The sequence below is a fragment of the Enterobacter sp. V87_3 genome, assembly GCF_029967835.1.
Lineage (GTDB): Bacteria > Pseudomonadota > Gammaproteobacteria > Enterobacterales > Enterobacteriaceae > Enterobacter > Enterobacter cancerogenus.
The window spans coordinates 32,289-48,657 of the sequence record NZ_JASCAM010000011.1; the positions used below are offsets into that span (position 1 = coordinate 32,289).

General features: G+C 57.2%; 12 protein-coding genes. 1 reads left to right on the forward strand and 11 read right to left on the reverse strand.

The genetic code is table 11. The features are described from left to right. Positions 1–19: 19 nt before the first annotated feature. From apaH to lptD, 6 genes are read right to left on the reverse strand one after another with little or no spacing between them, the layout of a single operon-like run. A complete protein-coding gene (gene apaH / locus QLG21_RS03390) occupies positions 20–868 on the reverse strand; it encodes a bis(5'-nucleosyl)-tetraphosphatase (symmetrical) ApaH (RefSeq protein ID WP_102891442.1) in 849 nt (282 codons plus the stop codon). A 4-nt stretch (positions 869–872) separates the two neighbouring features. Then, entirely contained in the window at positions 873–1,250 is a 378-nt protein-coding gene (gene apaG / locus QLG21_RS03395) for a Co2+/Mg2+ efflux protein ApaG (RefSeq protein WP_006173911.1), read from the reverse strand. Between the two features lie 3 nt (positions 1,251–1,253). After that, positions 1,254–2,075: a 16S rRNA (adenine(1518)-N(6)/adenine(1519)-N(6))-dimethyltransferase RsmA gene (gene rsmA, locus QLG21_RS03400; RefSeq protein WP_137849605.1), complete on the reverse strand. Its 822-nt coding sequence runs from the start codon at positions 2,073–2,075 to the stop codon at positions 1,254–1,256. Next, positions 2,072–3,058: a 4-hydroxythreonine-4-phosphate dehydrogenase PdxA gene (gene pdxA, locus QLG21_RS03405; RefSeq protein ID WP_137849604.1), complete on the reverse strand. Its 987-nt coding sequence runs from the start codon at positions 3,056–3,058 to the stop codon at positions 2,072–2,074. The genes rsmA and pdxA overlap by 4 nt, the downstream gene beginning before the upstream one ends. Further along, positions 3,058–4,344 (reverse strand): peptidylprolyl isomerase SurA, encoded by a 1,287-nt coding sequence (surA, locus tag QLG21_RS03410; RefSeq protein WP_006173906.1) that lies wholly within the window; start codon positions 4,342–4,344, stop codon positions 3,058–3,060. Before surA ends, pdxA begins: the two co-directional genes overlap by 1 nt. 53 nt (positions 4,345–4,397) lie before the next feature. Then, positions 4,398–6,749 (reverse strand): LPS assembly protein LptD, encoded by a 2,352-nt coding sequence (gene lptD, locus QLG21_RS03415; protein ID WP_282483887.1) that lies wholly within the window; start codon positions 6,747–6,749, stop codon positions 4,398–4,400. A 240-nt stretch (positions 6,750–6,989) separates the two neighbouring features. Here lptD and djlA point away from each other — a divergent pair, with 240 nt between their 5' ends. After that, positions 6,990–7,805, forward strand: a complete 816-nt coding sequence (gene djlA / locus QLG21_RS03420) for a co-chaperone DjlA (protein WP_006173902.1) — start codon at positions 6,990–6,992, stop codon at positions 7,803–7,805. Between the two features lie 32 nt (positions 7,806–7,837). Here djlA and rluA read toward each other — a convergent pair whose 3' ends face one another. The 5 genes from rluA to araA form a co-directional block, all read right to left on the reverse strand. After that, complete coding sequence (gene rluA / locus QLG21_RS03425; protein ID WP_282483888.1) at positions 7,838–8,497, reverse strand: bifunctional tRNA pseudouridine(32) synthase/23S rRNA pseudouridine(746) synthase RluA; 660 nt, start codon at positions 8,495–8,497, stop codon at positions 7,838–7,840. A 12-nt stretch (positions 8,498–8,509) separates the two neighbouring features. Continuing rightward, positions 8,510–11,416: an RNA polymerase-associated protein RapA gene (rapA, locus tag QLG21_RS03430; protein WP_282483889.1), complete on the reverse strand. Its 2,907-nt coding sequence runs from the start codon at positions 11,414–11,416 to the stop codon at positions 8,510–8,512. 129 nt (positions 11,417–11,545) lie between these two features. Continuing rightward, positions 11,546–13,903, reverse strand: a complete 2,358-nt coding sequence (gene polB, locus QLG21_RS03435; protein ID WP_282483890.1) for a DNA polymerase II — start codon at positions 13,901–13,903, stop codon at positions 11,546–11,548. Between the two features lie 174 nt (positions 13,904–14,077). Beyond that, positions 14,078–14,773 (reverse strand): L-ribulose-5-phosphate 4-epimerase, encoded by a 696-nt coding sequence (araD, locus tag QLG21_RS03440; protein ID WP_137849599.1) that lies wholly within the window; start codon positions 14,771–14,773, stop codon positions 14,078–14,080. Positions 14,774–14,857: 84 nt separating this feature from the next. Continuing rightward, entirely contained in the window at positions 14,858–16,360 is a 1,503-nt protein-coding gene (gene araA / locus QLG21_RS03445; RefSeq protein ID WP_058609670.1) for an L-arabinose isomerase, read from the reverse strand. Between the last annotated feature and the right edge of the window lie 9 nt (positions 16,361–16,369).

Genomic DNA, 16,369 nt, shown 5'->3' on the forward strand with positions numbered 1-16,369 from the left:
CCGGAGAGGGTTTCAAACGTCAGGAGGCGACCGCCTCACCTTCTCCTGTGTTCAGCTGTCGGTTGGACGGCTGCACAAAATAGGTTTTATCTTCCCAGCGCAGACAGGTCAAATCGCCACCCCAGCAGCATCCCGTATCCAGACCGTAAATGCCCTCCGGCGTGCCTTTTCCTTCCAGTGACGCCCAGTGACCAAACACGACGCTGTAGTCATGCGTGACCGGCCCCGGAATGGCGAACCAGGGTTTAAGCGGCGCAGGGGCGCTTTCAGGCGTCTCTTTACAGTACATATCCAGCTGCCCGTTCGGGAAGCAGAAGCGCATGCGCGTGAAAGCGTTAGTGATAAAGCGCAAACGCGCGAGGCCGCTGAGATCGTCGCTCCAGTTATTCGGCATATCGCCGTACATGGCATCGAGAAAGAACGGGTAAGAGTCGCTCGCCAGCACCGCTTCGGCGTCGCGCGCGCAGGTTTTTGCAGTCTCGATATCCCACTGCGGCGTGATCCCGGCATGCGCCATCACCAGCTTTTTCTCTTCATCGATCTGCAGCAGCGGCTGGCGACGTAGCCAGTTGAGCAACTCGTCGGCATCCGGGGCGTCCAGCAGCGGAGAGAGGCGGTCTTTAGGCTTATTGCGGCTAATCCCGGCGTAGACTGCCAGCAGATGCAGATCGTGATTACCCAGCACCATCCGAACGCTGTCGCCCAGCGATTTAACGTAGCGCAGCACGTCAAGCGAGCCGGGGCCACGCGCGACTAAATCACCGGTGAGCCAGAGCGTATCCTGCCCGGGCACGAAGTCGACCTGTTTTAACAGGGCGATCAGTTCATCGTAACAACCGTGAACGTCGCCAATCAGATATGTAGACATTAGATTAATGAATGAGTGTGGTTACGGCGAGACGGAACACAGGAATAGCAACGCGGAACGCGTTGCCGTCGGCATCGACCATTTCATAATGGCCCTGCATGGTACCCATCGGCGTTTCAATGACTGCACCGCTGGTGTATTGATACTCTTCGCCAGGGGCGATGTGCGGCTGTTCACCGACCACACCTTCCCCCTGGACTTCTGTTTCACGGCCATTGCCGTTGGTGATAAGCCAGTAACGCCCGCGCAGTTGCACAGGCATCCGCCCCAGATTGCGAATGGTTACGGTGTACGCAAAGACAAAACGGTCATCATCCGGCGTGGACTGGGACTCAATGTAGACGCTTTGTACATGAACACATACGCGGGGCGAATCAATCATGGCTTAGCTCTCCTTCGGCGGCGCATTGTCGCTGATGTAATTAGCCAGCTTGCAGTACTGCTCTACGGAGATGTTCTCCGCACGCATAGTCGGGTCAATGCCCAACTCAGCCAGCACGTCAACGGTAAACAAATTGCCAAGGCTGTTACGAATCGTTTTACGGCGCTGGTTAAAGGCTTCCGTAGTGATACGGCTCAGTACACGCAGTTCTTTAACCGGGTACGGCATCGTTTTATGCGGCACAAGACGCACAACCGCAGAATCGACTTTCGGCGGCGGCGTGAACGCAGTCGGCGGCACTTCGAGTACCGGGATCACGTTGCAGAAATATTGTGCCATCACGCTTAAACGACCATACGCTTTACTGTTCGGCCCCGCAACCAGACGATTCACCACCTCTTTTTGCAACATGAAGTGCATGTCAGCAATGGCATCAGTATAGCTAAACAGATGGAACATCAGCGGCGTGGAGATGTTGTACGGCAGGTTACCGAATACGCGCAGCGGCTGGCCCATTTTCTCTGACAGTTCGCCAAAGTCCATGGTCATGGCATCCTGCTGATAAATCGTCAGCTTTGGCCCGAGGAACGGATGCGTTTGCAGGCGCGCGGCCAGATCGCGGTCCAACTCGATAACGGTCAGCTCGTCTAAGCGTTCGCCTACGGGTTCGGTCAGCGCGGCAAGGCCCGGGCCGATTTCGACCATGGCCTGGCCTTTCTGCGGATTAATGGCAGACACAATACTGTCGATCACGAACTGATCGTTAAGGAAGTTTTGCCCGAAGCGTTTACGGGCTAAGTGGCCCTGATGGACTCGATTAGTCATTGAGTATTAACAATCATTTTGATGGCGAGATTAAGCGCCGTAATAAAACTGCCGACATCCGCTTTACCCTGGCCTGCCAGATCCAGCGCAGTACCATGGTCAACGGACGTTCGAATAAAAGGTAAACCGAGCGTGATATTCACACCGCGGCCAAAGCCCTGGTATTTTAGCACGGGTAGGCCCTGATCGTGGTACATCGCGAGCACGGCATCGGCATTATCAAGATATTTAGGTTGGAAAAGCGTGTCTGCAGGCAGCGGCCCGCTTAGATTCATTCCTTTCGCCCGCATCTCTTCCAGCACCGGAATGATGGTATCGATCTCTTCGGTTCCCATATGCCCGCCTTCACCGGCATGCGGGTTCAGGCCGCACACCAGCACGTGCGGCTGCGCGATACCGAACTTGGTTTGCAGATCGTGATGCAGGATACCGATGATCTCGCGCAGCAGTTCCGGGGTGATGGCGTCAGGAATGGCTTTGATCGGCAGATGCGTAGTGACCAGCGCGACGCGCATCGCTTCGGTTGCCAGCATCATCACCACTTTCGGGCTGTGTGAGCGCTCTTCAAAGAACTCGGTATGGCCCGTAAAGGGAATTCCCGCCTCGTTGATCACGCCTTTGTGCACCGGCCCCGTGATCAGCGCTGCAAACTCGCCGTTAATGCAGCCATCGCAGGCGCGTGCCAGCGTATCGACCACGTAGTGGCCGTTTTCCGTGCTGAGCTGACCCGGTACGACAGGAGCACGCAGCGGAACGGAAAGCAGCGTGAGCGTCCCCGCCTGCTGGGGGGAGGGCTGCAGGCCGGCATCATAGGGGAGAAGCTGTAATGGCAGACCGAGCAATTTTGCTCGGTCTTGTAAGAGTGTTGCATCTGCGCAGACGACCAGTTCTACCGGCCAGCTGCGCTGAGCAAGCTGGACGACAAGGTCGGGACCAATCCCGGCGGGCTCGCCGGGAGTGATAACAACACGGTGCTGTTGCATTAGTTGCTCAACACTTTCACGTAGGCGCTGGCGCGTTGTTCCTGCATCCAGGTTGCCGCTTCTTCAGAGAATTTACGGTTGAACAGCATGCGATAGGCGCGGTCTTTTTGCGCCGCGTCGGTTTTATCCACGTTGCGGGTATCGAGCAGCTCGATCAGGTGCCAGCCGAAGGAAGAGTGCACTGGCGCACTGATCTGTCCTTTGCTCATTTTCATCAGCGCATCGCGGAAGGCCGGATCGTAGATATCCGCTGCCGCCCAGCCCAGATCGCCGCCCTGATTGGCAGAGCCAGGATCCTGAGAGAACTCTTTTGCCGCGTTGGCAAACGAGGTTTTACCGCTCTTGATATCTGCTGAAATCTGTTCCAGCTTCGCACGCGCCTGATCGTCAGTCATGATCGGCGACGGCTTGAGGAGGATATGGCGAGCATGGACTTCCGTAACGGAAATATTCTGGCTCTGACCGCGCAGGTCGTTGACCTTCAGAATGTGGAAGCCCACGCCAGAACGGATAGGACCGACGATATCGCCTTTCTTCGCCGTGCTCAGGGCCTGGGCAAAGAGGGAAGGCAGTTCCTGAATACGTCCCCAGCCCATCTGGCCGCCTTTCAGCGCCTGCTGATCGGCAGAGTAGGTGATGGCAAGCTTACCGAAATCGCCGCCGTTACGTGCCTGTTCAACGATAGAGCGCGCCTGGCTTTCCGCTTCGGCTGCCTGATCGGAGGTTGGGTTTTCCGGAAGAGGAATGAGGATGTGGCTCAGGTTCAGCTCGGTGCTGGCATCGTTCTGATTACCCACCTGTTTCGCCAGCGCGTCCACTTCCTGCGGCAGAATGGTGACGCGGCGGCGCACTTCATTGTTACGCACTTCGGAAATCAGCATCTCTTTGCGGATCTGATTGCGGTAGGTGGCGTAGCTGATGCCATCGTAGGCCAGACGGCTGCGCATCTGGTCCGGGGTCATGTTGTTTTGCTTTGCGATGTTGGCGATCGCCTGGTCGAGCTGCTCGTCGGAGATCTTCACACCCATTTTCTGACCCATCTGCAGAACGATCTGATCCATGATCAGACGTTCCAGGATCTGGTGGCGCAGCGTGGCGTCATCCGGTAGCTGTTGACCCGCTTCGCCCGAGTTGAGCTTTACGGATTTCATCAAACCGTCAACGTCACTTTCAAGCACGACGCCGTTGTTAACCACAGCTGCGACTTTATCGACAACCTGGGGAGCAGCGAAGCTGGTGTTGGCAACCATGGCGACACCGAGCAGCAGCGTTTTCCAGTTCTTCATACTTTTTCCATTTCAATTAACCGCAAAGCGGATTACGTTGTAAATCAAGCACATTACAATGAGCTACGGTACGGCAGAATGTTCGAGCGCAGCATCTGCTGCGTGCCCAGACCGTAGTTGGAACTCAGGCCGCGCAACTCGATATTAAAGCCAATCACGTTGTCGTATTTGCTCTGATTGTTTTGGGTATCCCAGCCGTTCAGCTTACGCTCGTAGCCGACGCGAATAGCGTAACAGCAGGAGTTATATTGCAGACCCAACATCTGGTCAGCGGATTTATGGGCGTTGGTGTCAAAGTAGTAAGCCCCGACGACTGACCAGCGATCGGCGATAGGCCAACTCGCTGCACCGCCCACCTGCGAAATCCCATCTTTATATTGATCAGCAGTGGCGTAGTTCGGCAGCGTTGCCTGAACGTATTCAGGACTGGCATAACGGTACGTCAGCTGCATCATGCGATTTTCATCGCGGCGATATTCAATTGCCGTACTGCTCGTCGCAACGTTGTTGAGACGCGTATCGTACTGCAGACCGCCGCGTAAGCCCCACCGATCGGTCATGCGCCAGTAGGTATCACCTGCCCACACCAGTGAACCCGTTTTGTTGTCTTTCTCCCAGTTAATATCGTCATCACCGGTACGAGATTCAGTGAAGTAGTAGATTTGACCCACAGAAACGTTAAAACGTTCAACGGCAGCATCATCATAAACGCGTGATGTGACCCCGGTCGTTAACTGGTTAGCAGAGGCAATACGGTCGAGGCCGCCATAGGTACGGTCGCGGAACAGGCCGCTGTAATCAGACTGCAGGAACGAGGAGTCGTAGTTCTGAATTTTGCTCTGATCGCGATATGGCACGTAGAGATACTGCATACGTGGCTCAAGCGTCTGGGTATAACCGTCTGCCAGCAGGCCCATATTGCGTTCGAAGATGAGCTTACCGTCCATTTTGAACTGCGGCAGCACGCGGTTCACTGACTCTTCAAGATCGGTGCCATAGCGGTTGTTGTACCAGTCCAGATTTTTCTGCTGATAGTGGGTCGCCATCATCTTGGCTTCGGTGTTCAGGCTTGCCCAGTCATTAGACCATGGCAGGTTGATCGTGGGTTCCAGGTGAACACGCGTGGCTTCCGGCATATCCGAGTTGGTGTTAACGAAATGTACGGCCTGGCCGTAGATACGGGTATCGAACGGGCCGACATCGTTCTGGTACCAGTTAACATCCAGCTGCGGCTCCGCGCCGTAGGTGCTTGCCGTTTGGGTGTTAAAGACCTGGAACTGCTTGGTGGAGACCGTGGCGTTGAAGTTCTGGACCGCATAACCAGCGCTGAATTTCTGCGTGGCGTAACCGTCGGTACTGGAACCGTATTTGGAATCAAAGTCGTTGAAGTAATACGGGTCACTGACCTTGGTGTAATCGACATTAAAACGCCACACCTGATCCATTACCCCGGCATGCTGCCAGTAATACATCCAGCGATGTTTGTCGCCTTCGGTTGGATGCTCATCCTGGAAGACTTTGTCGGATGGCAGATAATCCAGTTCCATCAGGCCTGCGCCTGCCTGTGTCAGATAACGGAACTCGTTCTCCCACATCACATTGCCGCGTTTGTGGATATAGTGCGGCGTGATCGTCGCGTCCATGTTCGGCGCGATGTTCCAGTAATACGGCAGGTAGAACTCAAAGTAGTTCGAGGTGCTGTATTTGGCGTTCGGGATCAGGAAGCCGGAACGACGCTTGTCGCCCACCGGGAGCTGCAGATAAGGGCTATAGAACACGGGCACCGGGCCGAGTTTAAAACGCGCGTTCCAGATCTCTGCAACCTGTTCTTCACGGTCGTGGATAACTTCGCTGCCCACCACGCTCCAGGTGTTTGAACCAGGCAGACATGAGGTGAATGAACCGTTTTCCAGAATGGTATAGCGGTTTTCACCACGTTGTTTCATCAAATCCGCATTACCACGCCCCTGACGGCCCACCATCTGGTAGTCGCCTTCCCAGACGTTAGTATCTTTGGTATTCAGGTTTGACCAGGCTTTCGGACCTTTCAGGATGACCTGGTTATCGTCGTAGTGCACATTACCCAGCGCATCCACGGTACGCACCGGCTCTGCCGCCCCGTCCGGTTGCTTCTGGTGCAGCTGCACTTCGTCAGCCTGCAAACGGCTGTTGCCTTGGTTAATGTCCACATTACCTGTAAAGGTGGCATTATCCGGATAATTGCCTTTTGAACTGTCGGCAGTAATAGTGACCGGCAAGCTGTTTGCATCGCCCTGTACCAGCGGGCGATTATAACTTGGGACGCCAAGCATACACTGCGAGGCAAGATCGGCTGCCAGCCCCTGATGGCTATACAGGGCGGAGCCAATCATTGTGGCCAGGAGGGTGGGGATACGTTTTTTCATACGTTATATTTTAGTGTTCCGTCATCAGTGGCTACGGCGTGCAAACGCTCAGAGACTATCTTACTCATCAGCGCAGTACCAGCGTTAATCCTGCCCGTTTGCGCGCCAGAGTGTTAGGCTCGCTATCGAATGACGAGTATGATAATGCAAATTATAGGCGATGTCCCTCAATTGACCGTGGCTCGACCACTGTAATGATGGAGTTGCGTCGAACCAGGAACATGACTATTCGGGGAGTATATGCAGTATTGGGGTAAAATAATCGGCGTCGCGTTCGCTATTATGATGGGTGCCGGATTTTGGGGCATCGTTCTCGGCCTTATTATCGGCCACATGTTTGACAAGGCACGCAGCCGCAAGATGGCGTGGTTTGCCAACCAGCGCGAGCGTCAGTCGCTCTTTTTCTCCACCACCTTTGAGGTGATGGGGCATTTAACCAAATCAAAAGGGCGCGTCACCGAGGCGGATATCCAAATCGCCAGCGTATTTATGGATCGTATGAACCTGCACGGTGAGTCACGGCTGGCGGCGCAAAACGCGTTTCGTGTCGGCAAGGCTGATAACTATCCGCTGCGTGAAAAAATGCGCCAGTTCCGCAGCATCTGCTTCGGACGTTTTGATTTAATTCGGATGTTTCTGGAGATCCAAATCCAGGCGGCATTCGCAGACGGGTCTCTCCATCCCAACGAGCGCGACGTTTTATACGTCATTGCCGAGGAGCTGGGGATCTCGCGCATGCAGTTCGATCAGTTCCTGCGCATGATGCAGGGCGGAGCGCAGTTCGGCGGGGGTTACCAGCAACAATCTTCTGGCGGAGGCTGGCAGCAGGCGCAGCGTGGCCCGACGCTGGAAGATGCCTGTAACGTGCTCGGCGTAAAACCGACGGACGATGCAACGACCATCAAACGCGCCTACCGCAAGCTGATGAGCGAGCATCACCCGGATAAGCTGGTGGCGAAAGGTTTGCCGCCGGAAATGATGGAAATGGCGAAGCAAAAAGCCCAGGAAATTCAGAAAGCGTACGAGCTGATAAAAGAGCAGAAAGGTTTCAAATAATAAAAAGGCCCGACGATGTCGGGCCTTTTTGTTCAGAAGTCCACCGGGGCTTTGAACGTCATCGAATTGCCAAATGCCGGATGAGTGATGGTCAGCATTTGTGCATGAAGCTGCAAACGCGGCGCCAGCGCCAGCGCGTCGGGCGGGGCGTAGAAACGGTCACCCAGAATCGGGTGACCCATGGCGAGCATGTGCACTCGCAGCTGGTGCGAGCGCCCGGTAATCGGCTTAAGCAATACGCGCGCGGTGTTATCCGCGGCGTACTCCAGCACTTCATATTCGGTTTGCGCCGCTTTGCCCGTTTCATAACAGACTTTCTGCTTAGGCCGGTTCGGCCAGTCGCAGATCAGCGGTAAATCTACCAGCCCTTCCGCCTGCCCCGGGTGGCCCCAGACGCGCGCGACATACTGCTTTTTCGGCTCACGCTCGCGGAACTGACGCTTCAGTTCGCGCTCGGCGTCTTTATTCAGCGCTACCACAATCACGCCGCTGGTTGCCATATCCAGACGATGGACGGATTCGGCCTGCGGATAGTCGCGCTGAATACGCGTCATCACGCTGTCTTTGTGCTCGTCCAGGCGTCCCGGTACGGACAGCAGGCCGCTCGGCTTGTTGACCACCATAATATGCTCATCCTGATACAGAATGACCAGCCAAGGATCGGTCGGCGGATTGTAGGGCTCCATTACCATGTTGTGCTCCGGTTACTGATGCGTCACAACGATAAGACGCAGGGCATCCAGACGCCAGCCGGCCTGATTCAGGCTTTCCAGCACCTGCTGGCGGTTGCTTTCAATGGCGGCCAGCTCGTCGTCACGGATGTTCGGGTTCACCGCTTTCAGCGCTTCCAGGCGGGACAGCTCTGCGGAGAGCTTCTCGTCGGCTTCGCTGCGCGCGGCATCAATCAGTTCGCGAGCCGCTTTTTCTGCCTGGGCTTCTCCCAGCTGCAGAATGGCGTGCACGTCCTGCTGCACCGCGTTGACCAGCTTGCTGCCGGTATGGCGGTTAACCGCGCTCAGCTGGCGGTTGAAGCTTTCGAACTCAACCTGTCCTGCCAGGTTGGTGCCGTTTTTGTCCAGCAGCAAACGTACCGGCGTTGGCGGCAGGAAGCGAGTGAGCTGCAGCTGCTTCGGCGCCTGCGCCTCCACAACGTAGATCAGCTCGACCAGCAGAGTGCCAACCGGCAGCGCTTTGTTTTTCAGCAGGGAGATGGTGCTGCTGCCGGTGTCGCCTGAGAGGATCAGATCCAGCCCGTTGCGGATCAGCGGGTGTTCCCAGGTGATGAACTGCGCGTCTTCGCGGGACAGCGCCACGTCGCGCTCAAAGGTAATGGTGCAGCCGTCTTCCGGCAGGCCCGGGAAGTCCGGAACCAGCATATGATCGGACGGCGTCAGGACGATCATGTTTTCCCCGCGATCGTCCTGGTTGATCCCCACGATATCGAACAGGTTCATTGAGAAGCTGATCAGGCTGGTGTCATCGTCCTGCTCTTCAATACTTTCTGCCAGCGCCTGGGCTTTTTCGCCGCCGTTGGAGTGGATCTCCAGCAGGCGGTCGCGGCCCTGTTCCAGCTGGGTCTTCAGCGCCTCGTGCTGTTCGCGGCAAGATGTGATCAGATCGTCAAACCCGTCCGTGTTTTCCGGCGCCGCCAGATAGCCGATCAGATCGGAATGAACCCGATCGTAAATGGCCCGGCCAGTTGGGCAGGTATGTTCAAACGCGTCCAGACCTTCGTGGAACCAGCGCACCAGTACGGACTGGGCGGTTTTTTCCAGGTAAGGCACGTGGATCTGAATATCATGCGCCTGGCCAATACGATCCAGACGACCAATACGCTGTTCCAGCAGGTCCGGGTTAAACGGCAGATCGAACATCACCAGGTTGCTGGCGAACTGGAAGTTTCGGCCTTCAGAACCGATCTCAGAACAGAGCAGCACCTGCGCGCCGCTGTCCTCTTCACCAAACCAGGCCGCCGCGCGGTCGCGCTCGACGATGGACATGCCTTCGTGGAACACGGCGGCACGAATCCCTTCGCGTTCCCGCAGAACCTGCTCCAGTTGAAGCGCCGTCGCGGCTTTGGCGCAAATCACCAGCACTTTCTGGGAACGGTGCGCGGTCAGGTAGCCCATCAGCCACTCAACGCGCGGATCGAAGTTCCACCAGGTTCCGGTATCGCCTTCAAATTCCTGGTAAATCTGCTCCGGATAGAGCATATCGCGCGCGCGATCTTCGGCGCTTTTACGCGCGCCCATAATGCCGGAGACCTTAATGGCCGTCTGGTACTGGGTTGGCAGCGGCAGCTTGATGGTGTGCAGCTCGCGTTTCGGGAAGCCCTTCACGCCGTGACGGGTATTACGGAACAGCACGCGGCTGGTGCCGTGGCGGTCCATCAGCATGGAGACCAGCTCCTGGCGCGCAGGCTCGGCGTTATCGCCCTCGCTGTTGGCGGCCTTTAGCAGCGGTTCGATGTCCTGCTCACCAATCAGCTCGCTCAGGGTGTTCAGCTCATCGTTGGACAGGCGTTTACCCGCCAGCAGCAGGGCGACGGCATCCGCAACCGGACGGTAGTTTTGCTGCTCTTCGACAAACTGCTCAAAATCGTGGAAACGGTTCGGATCGAGCAGACGCAGGCGGGCGAAGTGGCTCTCCAGACCCAGCTGCTCCGGCGTTGCGGTCAGCAGCAGGACGCCTGGCACGCGCTCGGCGAGCTGTTCAATGGCCATATATTCGCGGCTGGGGGCATTTTCGCTCCAGACCAGGTGATGCGCTTCGTCAACGACCATCAGGTCCCACTCGGCATCGCACAGATGCTCAAGGCGCTGCTTGCTGCGGCGCACAAAGTCCAGAGAGCAGATCACCAGCTGTTCGGTTTCGAACGGGTTATCCGCATCGTGCTGCGCTTCGGCGTAGCGCTCGTCGTCAAACAGTGAGAAGCGCAGGTTGAAGCGGCGCAGCATTTCGACCAGCCACTGGTGCTGCAAAGTTTCAGGAACGACAATGAGCACGCGCTCTGCCGCCCCGGAGAGCAGCTGCTGATGCAGGATCATCCCGGCTTCGATGGTTTTCCCCAGACCCACTTCATCTGCCAGCAGCACGCGCGGCGCATGGCGACGGCCCACGTCATGGGCGATGTTTAGCTGGTGCGGGATCAGGCTGGTACGCTGGCCGCGCAGCCCGCTCCACGGCATACGGTACTGTTCGCTCTGGAACTTACGCGCGCGATAGCGCAGCGAGAAGCGGTCCATGCGGTCGATTTGCCCGGCGAACAGGCGGTCCTGCGGCTTGCTAAACACCAGCTTACTGTCGAGGAGCACCTCGCGCAGGATGACATTGGATTCATCCGTATCCAGACGCGTACCAATATAGGCCAGCAGTCCGTTCTCTTCTTTTACGTCCTCAACCTTGAGCTGCCAACCGTCGTGGCTGGTCACGGTGTCACCCGGATTGAACATCACGCGGGTCACAGGAGAGTCATTGCGAGCGTACAGGCGGTTTTCACCGGTGGCCGGGAAAAGGAGAGTAACCATGCGCGCGTCAACCGCTACTACGGTTCCTAATCCAAGTTCGCTTTCTGTATCGCTGATCCAGCGTTGACCAAGTGTAAAAGGCATATTTGTTCGGCTCTAATCTTTAATTGCAGGCAATAGTTCAACCGCCGTCGCAGAATGACGGCCAGTGAAAAATGGGTCCGGGAATGGAAAGGGCGCTATGGTACTGGATGGCAACGATTTCGTCACGCGTCAAAATAGCCCAAGTTGTCCTGTCACTAGTGTAGCAAAATCGTCGTCCAGGAAGGGCATAATTCCCTCGGCAACCGGCTGAAGCTGACGCGTCAGATAATGCTCATAATCCAGGGGCGATCGCTGGTAATCCACCGGTTCCGGGCCGCTGGTAGTCCAGACGTATTTAATGGAACCGCGGTTTTGATACTGCGGCGCGCGGCCCCGCTTAACGTTCTCTTCATCCGCAAGGCGCGCGGCGCGCACGTGTGGAGGCACGTTACGCTGATACTCCGCCAGCGGGCGGCGCAGGCGTTTACGATAGACCAGCTGGCTGTCCAGTTCGCCGGCCATCAGGCTGGCAATGGTCTCGCGCACATAGTCCTGATACGGCTCATTGCGAAATATCCGCAGATAGAGCGTTTGCTGGAACTGCTGCGCCAGCGGCGTCCAGTCGGTGCGCACCGTCTCCAGCCCTTTAAAGACCATGCGCTGCGTGTCGCCCTCCTGGATAAGCCCGGCATAGCGCTTTTTGCTCCCCTGGTCGGTGCCGCGAATGGTGGGCATTAAGAACCGCGCGAAATGGGTCTCAAATTCCAGCTCTAACGCGCTGGTTAACCGCTCTTTTTGCAACGTTTCACGCCACCAGTCGTTCACAAGAGCCACCAGCCGTTTGCCAATACGCGCGGCCTCGTCTTCCGAATTCGGCCCCTTTAACCAGACAAACGTCGAGTCGGTATCGCCGTAGATCACGTCATAGCCCTGGGATTCAATCAGCGCTTTGGTCTGGCGCATGATGTCGTGCCCGCGCATGGTAATCGACGATGCCAGGCGCGGGTCGAAGAAGCGGCAGGCGCTGGTGCCCAGCACGCCGTAAAAGGCGTTCATGATGATTTTCAGCGCCTGAGAAAGGGGCTTATTACCGTGACGTTTGGCATCGTCGCGCCCGTGCCAGATTTTACCGACGATATCCGGCAGGCAGTGCGTCTCACGCGAAAAGCGCGCCCCAAGATAGCCTTCGGTGCTGTGCGCATCGTCCGGCTGCGCCATGCCCTCCACCAGCCCGACCGGGTCAATCAGGAAGGTGCGAATGATCGACGGATAAAGGCTTTTATAATCCAGTACCAGAACCGAGTCATAAAGACCCGGACGGGAATCCATTACGTAGCCGCCGGGGCTGGCCTGCGGCGGCACGTCACCGAGGTTTGGCGCGACATAGCCTGCCCGGTGCATCCGCGGGAAATAGAGGTGGCTGAACGCGGCCACCGAACCACCGTGCCGGTCGACGGCCAGGCCGTTCACCGACGCGCGCTCCAGCAGGAATGGCATGATCTCCGTTTTATGGAAAATGCGGGTGACCAGCTCACAGTCTTTCAGGTTATAGGTGGCCAGCGCCGGTTTATCTTCGTTAAAGCGCCGCTCGATTTCATCCATCCTGTCCCACGGGTTGTCGATGGATTTCCCTTCGCCCAGCAGCGCCTGCGCCACCGCTTCCAGCGAAAACGACGGGAAGCTCCAGAAGGCGGATTTCAGCGCATCGATACCGTCAATAATCAGCCGACCTGGGGCCTGAGCGAAGAACACACCGTTCTTGAAACCGTGCTCGCGCCACTCCAGTTCGCTATTGCCGCGCCCCAGCATCAGTGGGATACGGTAGCGCTCGGCGTGCTTTTGCAAAACGCGCAGATCGAACTGCACCACGTTCCAGCCGATCAGCACGTCCGGATCGTGCTCGGCAAACCACTGATTCAGCTTCTCCAGCAGCTGTGGGCGGCTGGTGACGTACTCAAGCTGGAAATCGAGCCGGGACGCATCGCCGTTTGGCGGCCCCAGCATATAGACAACGCGCTGGCCGCAGCCTTCAAGGCCGATGCAGTAAAGCTCACCGTGGCGGGTGGTTTCGATATCCAGAGAGACCCATTTGAGCGGTGGGCGATAGTCGGGGTGGGGCTTCAGGCGGGCGTTCACAAGCCTGCCGTTTTGCAGGGTGCCATCGACCCAGACGGGAGCAGTGATAAACCGCTCCATCAGGAAACGCTCCGGCGGGCGGATATCGGCTTCATACAGCGTCACGCCCGCCTCGCGCAGCAGCTTTTCATAGCGCATTAGCTGACGGTGTGCGCGGCAGTAAAGGCCGTACACCGGCTGGCGGTGAAAATCTTTCAGCTCAAGCGGGGTGATACGCCAGTTGTTTTCGCCGCGCAGCAGCTGTTTAACTTTCTCAACCTGGGCTGCAGGGATAAAGGCCACGGACTCCTGCGGTGGCAGCGTGACCTGCAGCGGACCGCTGTCCGTTGCCAGCCAAAAATCCACTTCTGTCCCCTGAGGGGTATCCCGCCAGTGTCGGGTCAGTAAAAAGCCTTCTTGCGCCTGCGCCACGGCGTTATCCCATAAAACAAAACCAGGCTTGATTATAGCCTGGTTAAGGTGGTTTTGCTGGGGTTTTATACAGTTATTGCGCGTGATTTCCCCTCACCCCAGCCCTCTCCCAAAGGGAGAGGGTGCGTAAAATCCTCTCTCCCTTTGGGAGAGGGTTAGGGTGAAGGGTGAGGATTACTGCCCGTAGTACGCCTTCGCGCCGTGCTTGCGCAGGTAATGTTTATCCAGCAGGGTTTGCTGCATATCCGGCAACTGCGGCGCCAGCTGGCGGCAGAAGATGCCCATATAGGCCACCTCTTCCAGCACAATCGCGTTATGTACGGCATCTTCGGCATTCTTGCCCCATGCGAACGGACCGTGAGAGTGGACCAGCACGCCCGGCATCTGTGCCGCGTCGATACCCTGTTTTTCAAAGGTTTCAACAATGACGTTACCGGTCTCCCACTCATACTCGCCGCCAATTTCCGCATCGGTCATCAGGCGCGTGCAGGGAATCGAACCGTAAAAGTAGTCCGCGTGCGTGGTGCCGGTGGCCGGAATCGACTGGCCCGCCTGCGCCCAGATGGTCGCGTGGCGTGAGTGGGTATGCACGATCCCGCCGATAGTCGGGAACGCCTGGTACAACAGGCGATGGGTTGGGGTATCTGAGGAAGGCTTTTTCGTCCCTTCCACCACCTCACCGGTGGCGAGGCTGACGACCACCATGTCGTCGGCGGTCATCAGCGTGTAATCCACGCCGGAGGGTTTGATCACCAAAACCCCTTTATCGCGATCGACGGCGCTGACGTTGCCCCAGGTCAGGGTCACCAGGTTATGTTTGGGCAGCGCCAGGTTGGCGTCGAGCACCTGACGTTTGAGATCTTCTAACATTGTTATCTCCTGCCGGATGGCGCTTCGCTTATCGGGCCTACAGAACCGCAGGCGGTAAACGCAGCGCCACCGGGCATACAGGGCTTAACGTTTTGAACCGTAATAGACTTCGTTCCAGCGCAGCGCGTCTTTGAACGCTGGCAGACGGGTATCGTTATCAATCACCGTCAATTCGATGTCGTGCAGCTCAGCGAACTGGCGCATATCGTTGAGATCCAGCGCGTGGCTAAAGACGGTGTGGTGCGCACCACCGGCGACGATCCAGGCTTCGGACGCGGTCGCCAGGTCCGGCTGTGCTTTCCATAGGGCGTTAGCCACCGGCAGTTTTGGCAGAGAGTGCGGCGTTTCGACCGCATCCACGCAGTTGACCAGCAGGCGGAAGCGATCGCCCAGGTCGATCAGGCTGGCGTTGATGGCCGGGCCGGTACGGGTGTTGAAGATCAGGCGAGCCGGATCCGCTTTGCCACCAATGCCGAGATACTGCACGTCGAGGATCGGTTTCTCTTCCACGGCGATCGTCGGGCAGACTTCCAGCATGTGCGAGCCGAGCACCAGGTCGTTGCCGTTATCGAAGTGGTAGGTGTAGTCCTCCATAAAGGAGGTGCCGCCCTGCAGACCGGTTGACATCACCTTCATGATGCGAAGCAGAGCGGCAGTTTTCCAGTCGCCTTCGCCCGCAAAGCCGTAGCCCTGCTGCATAAGACGTTGCACCGCCAGGCCGGGCAGCTGTTTCAGGCCGTGCAGATCTTCAAAGGTGGTGGTAAAGGCGTGGAAGCCGCCCTGTTCCAGGAAGCGCTTCATCCCCAGCTCAATGCGCGCGGCATCGAGCACGTTCTGGCGCTTGTCACCGTTGATTTGCGCGGCGGGCGTCAGGCGATAGCTGCTTTCGTACTCGTCGACCAGCGCGCTCACGTCACCGTCGGTGATCTCATTGACGACCTGCACCAGATCGCCAACCGCCCAGGTGTTTACCGAGAAGCCGAACTTGATCTGCGCCGCGACTTTATCGCCGTCAGTCACCGCTACTTCACGCATGTTGTCGCCAAAACGCACCACTTTCAGATGGCGGGTATCCTGTTTTGACACCGCCTGGCGCATCCACGAGCCGATACGTTTTTGCGCATTCTGATCCTGCCAGTGACCAGTCACCACCGCGTGCTGCTGGCGCATACGTGCACCAATGAAGCCGAACTCGCGGCCGCCGTGTGCGGTCTGGTTCAGGTTCATAAAGTCCATGTCGATGCTGTCCCACGGCAGAGACGCGTTGAACTGGGTGTGGAACTGCATCAGCGGTTTGTTAAGAATCGACAGGCCGTTAATCCACATTTTGGCCGGGGAGAAGGTGTGTAGCCACACGACCAGCCCGGCGCATTTATCATCGTAGTTCGCGTCGCGGCAGATATTGGTGATCTCGTCCGGCGTGGTGCCAAGCGGTTTCAGCACCAGCCTGCACGGCAGTTTGGCTTCCGCGTTCAGCGCGTTGACGACGTGCTCCGCATGTTTCGTGACCTGCTGCAGCGCTTCCGGCCCGTACAGATGCTGGCTGCCAATGACAAACCACACTTCATAATTATTAAACAGGGTCATATCGTGTCC

Bases quoted from the DNA above. Each gene is read 5' to 3' on its own strand.
- apaH (WP_102891442.1), bottom strand. From the start codon at position 868: ATGTCTACATATCTGATTGGCGACGTTCACGGTTGTTACGATGAACTG.
- apaG (WP_006173911.1), bottom strand. From the start codon at position 1,250: ATGATTGATTCGCCCCGCGTATGTGTTCATGTACAAAGCGTCTACATT.
- rsmA (WP_137849605.1), bottom strand. From the start codon at position 2,075: ATGACTAATCGAGTCCATCAGGGCCACTTAGCCCGTAAACGCTTCGGG.
- pdxA (WP_137849604.1), bottom strand. From the start codon at position 3,058: ATGCAACAGCACCGTGTTGTTATCACTCCCGGCGAGCCCGCCGGGATT.
- surA (WP_006173906.1), bottom strand. From the start codon at position 4,344: ATGAAGAACTGGAAAACGCTGCTGCTCGGTGTCGCCATGGTTGCCAAC.
- lptD (WP_282483887.1), bottom strand. From the start codon at position 6,749: ATGAAAAAACGTATCCCCACCCTCCTGGCCACAATGATTGGCTCCGCC.
- djlA (WP_006173902.1), top strand. From the start codon at position 6,990: ATGCAGTATTGGGGTAAAATAATCGGCGTCGCGTTCGCTATTATGATG.
- rluA (WP_282483888.1), bottom strand. From the start codon at position 8,497: ATGGTAATGGAGCCCTACAATCCGCCGACCGATCCTTGGCTGGTCATT.
- rapA (WP_282483889.1), bottom strand. From the start codon at position 11,416: ATGCCTTTTACACTTGGTCAACGCTGGATCAGCGATACAGAAAGCGAA.
- araD (WP_137849599.1), bottom strand. From the start codon at position 14,773: ATGTTAGAAGATCTCAAACGTCAGGTGCTCGACGCCAACCTGGCGCTG.
- araA (WP_058609670.1), bottom strand. From the start codon at position 16,360: ATGACCCTGTTTAATAATTATGAAGTGTGGTTTGTCATTGGCAGCCAG.